The 4,017-nt window shown below is 52.1% G+C and carries 3 protein-coding genes; 1 reads left to right on the top strand and 2 read right to left on the bottom strand.

All coding sequences use genetic code 11. The features are described 5' to 3' along the window. A partial coding sequence (locus VFS25_RS08755; protein WP_326461753.1) for a hypothetical protein occupies window positions 1-227 on the top strand: 227 nt, incomplete at its 5' end. Window positions 228-299: 72 nt separating this feature from the next. Here the strand turns inward: VFS25_RS08755 and VFS25_RS08750 are convergent. After that, window positions 300-3,194, bottom strand: a complete 2,895-nt coding sequence (locus tag VFS25_RS08750) for a DEAD/DEAH box helicase (RefSeq protein ID WP_326461752.1) — start codon at window positions 3,192-3,194, stop codon at window positions 300-302. A 135-nt stretch (window positions 3,195-3,329) separates the two neighbouring features. Next, window positions 3,330-3,944 carry a dephospho-CoA kinase gene (coaE, locus tag VFS25_RS08745; protein ID WP_326461751.1) on the bottom strand — a complete coding sequence of 205 codons (615 nt, stop codon included), beginning with the start codon at window positions 3,942-3,944 and terminating at the stop codon, window positions 3,330-3,332. Between the last annotated feature and the right edge of the window lie 73 nt (window positions 3,945-4,017).

Here is a 4,017-nt window from a genome sequence, read left to right as displayed (position 1 = left end):
CAGAAGAACGCAACGGCAAACCGGCTACTGTAAAAAGCACAAAAAGCAAGGATGATGCCGGTATATTGCGTATCAACTTCCCCGGTTACAGCGGAGAGGACTCACTCGAAGAAATATCCTGGGACGAATTTTTTGAAAAGTTTGATGAAAAGCACCTGAAATTCCTGTACCAGGACGAAACCGCCGGTGGTAAGGAAAGCCGGTTCTTCAAATTTATATCGGAATAAGAACCGGGAAAACAGGCGGCAGCAGCTATACCATGCATTGCATAACAGCGTGCGGGCGTAGCTGTTGTTACGTTAGCTGAACAGGAAGGCAACATCTTCCTCGCTCAGTTTTTTCATAAAGCCGGTTTCTTCACTGATCAGGTCATCGGCTATCATTTGCTTGCGCTGCTGCAGCGCCAGTATTTTTTCCTCCACGGTATCTTTACAGATCATTTTATAGGCAAATACTTTATGCTGCTGGCCTATGCGGTGCGTACGGTCAATGGCCTGCTGCTCTGCCGCCGGGTTCCACCACGGATCTACAAGGTACACATAATCCGCGGCAGTAAGGGTAAGGCCTACACCGCCCGCTTTAAGGCTAATGAGAAATACCCGCTGGCTTTCATCTTCCTGGAACTGTGCCACCAGCGCCTGCCGTGTTTCGGCTTTGGTGCCGCCATCCAGGTACAGGAAAGGAATACCCTGTGTTTCCATGGCCTGCGATATAAGCTGCAGCATGCCGGTGAACTGGGAAAATACCAGTACTTTATGTGTGCCGGTGTTCTCTACAATTTCCCGCATCAGCTCATCCAGCTTAACCGAGCTGGTAATGCCGCCGGCCTGCTCTGCCACCAGCTGCGGGGCGTTGCACACCTGCCGCAGGCGGGTAAGGCCTTCCAGTATGTAAATGGCGCTGGCGGCTACGCCTTCTTCCTGTATGCGGCTCATCAGCTTTTCTTTATACAGGGCTTTTACCTGGTTGTACACCTGCCGCTGCTCATCGCCCATTTCGCACCACATAATGATCTCTGTTTTATCCGGCAGGTCTTTGGCTATCTGCTCTTTGGTGCGCCGTAACAGGAACGGGTAAATGAGCTTGCGCAGGCCGGCGGCTTTGGCGCCGTCGGAATATTTATCAATGGGTACGGCAAATTCGGTTTTAAAAAAGTGCTGGTTGCCCAGCAGTCCCGGGTTGGCAAAGTTCATTTGCGCATACAGGTCCATTGTGTTGTTCTGAATAGGCGTGCCGCTCAGTATCAGGCGGTTCCTGCTTTGGAGCACCTGCAGGGCGCGCGTGGTTTGGGAAGCCGGATTTTTAATCACCTGGCTTTCATCCAGCACCACGTAGCCGAATACGTATTGGGAGAAAGTGTTTGCATCGCTGCGCACCGTACCGTAGCTGGTAATGATCAGCTGCTGCTGCCGCCAGTGCGCTTCATCAAACACGCGGCCAGGGCCGTGGTAAATAGCATAGCGCAGGCCCGGCGCAAACTTTTGCAGCTCATTTTCCCAGTTATAGATCAGGGAGGTGGGGCATACCACCAGGTGGGTTTCGCCGGGGTATTTTTCACACAGGTGCTGTAAAAATGTGATGGTTTGCAGGGTTTTACCTAAGCCCATATCATCTGCCAGGCAGCCGCCCCAGCGCATTTCATCCAACAGGCACATCCACTCAAAGCCGGCCTTCTGGTAATCGCGCAGCTGCGCCTGTATGGTGGCGGGTACAGGAAAATGCTGCTGCTGCAGGCGTTCCCATTTTTGTTTTATGCTTTCCTGGGCGGTAACCGGCGCATCCAGTATTTCCTGCATTACTGTAAAGTGCAGGTTTGACAGGCGCAGCTTGTCTTTCTGCAGCTGTCCCAGCTTCCACAGCAGGTCGTACTTATGCTGCCATTCTTCCGGGATAATGCCAATGGTGCCGTCTTTCAGCAGCAGGTGCGGCTGCCGGTGCAGCAGCGCTTTTTGTATATCGGCCAGGGCTACAGGCTGGTCGCCGTAGTGCACTTTCACTTCCAGGTCAAGCCAGTCTTTATTGCTGCCTGTCCAGCGTATATCCATTACCGGTATATGCGTGTTGTAGCGGAAGTGCTTCAGCTCGTTCATGCCGTACACGGCAATGTTGCGGTCCATGAGCTTGCGGTAGCATTTTACCAGCCACTGGCTTTTTTCCGCTTCCGCAAACGACAGGTAAAAGTGGTCATTGCGCTGCTGTGCAAAACGGGCATGCAGGCTGCGTACAAAATCAGTAAATTCTTTTTCCGCTTCCGGGTGGCGTTTGATCTCATATTGCACATCGCCCTCCGTTATCCACACAACGGCGTCTGTATTGGCAACATCTATGGTAAACCGGTCGTACTGCCATTGTATGCGCAGCATCAGGAAGCTTTTATTCAGCTCACTGAGCCATATGTTGCATTGCGGCGGTGTGTCTATTTCCTCTTTCTGTAACAGGATGCTTTTGTTCACCGGGTACCTGGCCTCCAGGGAGGGCAGGGTATGCTGCAGAAAAGACCCTTCCTGCCCCCGGGGCACATCCATAAAGCCCTGTTTAAACTGTTCCAGCGTTTGGGCATCGGCGGGGGGGAGTATGAACAGCTCCCCGCGGCTGCGCAGCAAAAAGCCGTATTGCTCAAAATCAGAGAGGGGATAGGACTGCCCGTTCACCGTTACAAAAGCCAGCAGCCGTAAGGCGCCGCTGTTGGTGCGCACCAGCTCAAAGGAAAGCAGCGGATGATAGTTGTTAACCGCTACAGGCCTTATCTTTTTTTCCATGGAATGTTCCACCACCTGGCAGTACCAGGGCAGCAGGGGAGCCAGGGGGCGCAGCTGCTGCAGGGTATGATACAGGTATTGCTGCATGCCTTCCTGTATATACTGCTGCAGGGTGAGTTCCTTTACCGGGTTGGCCAGGAATTTTTCTTTAAGCTGCAGCTCCTTATGTACCATGGCTTCCTGGGTGCAGGGCAGCAGCAGGTGCTGCACGCCGGCCGGTAATTTATTGAAAATGGAAAGTGACTTTTTGTCCTGCAAAGGCATGCGCTGGCATTTGCGTTCTTCCTGCACGGTTTTAAGCAGGCCGGCGCTGATCTTCACCGCGGGAGTAAGGTTGCTGTCAAGCTCCAGCAGCAATACCGGTGTAACCGTGTTTTTGCCTGCGCCTTCTGTAATAATAATGGTTTTGCCGGAGGGATCTTTCTTTTCTGCCATAGGCTGGTTTCAGTATTTTAAGGCAGCGGAGGAGCTATATCTCATTCCCGCGCTGTTAAAGCCTGTATATTCAATTCACATTCAGTTACGGCTGGCGCAGCACGTAGCAGCGCGGCCTTGCCGGTGTTATGGTGGTTATATAACTGTGGCGGCTGTTTGCTGCTGCGCAATGGCCAGCAGCTGTTCATGCACCCGCAGCACCTGTGGTATTACCATCTGCTGCTCATCATTATAAATAACGTAATCGCACAAACGCATTTTAATGCTATCATCTATCTGTTTATGCATACGGGCCAGCACGTCGTTACGGGTTACCTTGTCGCGCTGCATTACACGCAGTATGCGTAAAGACTGCGGGGCCGATACTCCAATAACTTTATCCAGGTAATGGAAGGCGGCCGACTCAAACAGCAGCGCAGCTTCCTTTAATACATAAGGTGACTTTTGCTGCAGGGCCCATTGCTCGGAATCGCGGATGGTAGCCGGGTGCACCAGGGAATTCAGCAGCTCCAGCTTTTCCTGGTCGTTAAAAACAATGCCGCCCAAACGTTTACGGTCCAACTGTCCGCTGCTGTCATACATATCTGCGCCAAAGTGCTGCTGCACCTGGGCTTTCAGCTCCGGGTCGCGGTTCATGATGTCTTTTGCAGCAGCATCCGCATAGTACACAGGAATGCCCAGCAGCTCAAATATTTTAGCCACCGTGCTTTTGCCGGAACCAATGCCGCCTGTTATGCCGATCTTTAACATTACGCCAAGTTAGGAATAATTAATAATTAAGAATTAATAATTAATAGCGGGGAAGTGGCTTACCGGCGCGGTG

It is taken from the genome of Chitinophaga sp., from assembly GCF_035761305.1.
Taxonomy (GTDB): domain Bacteria; phylum Bacteroidota; class Bacteroidia; order Chitinophagales; family Chitinophagaceae; genus Chitinophaga.
This window is presented reverse-complemented; position numbering and strand designations above follow the sequence as displayed.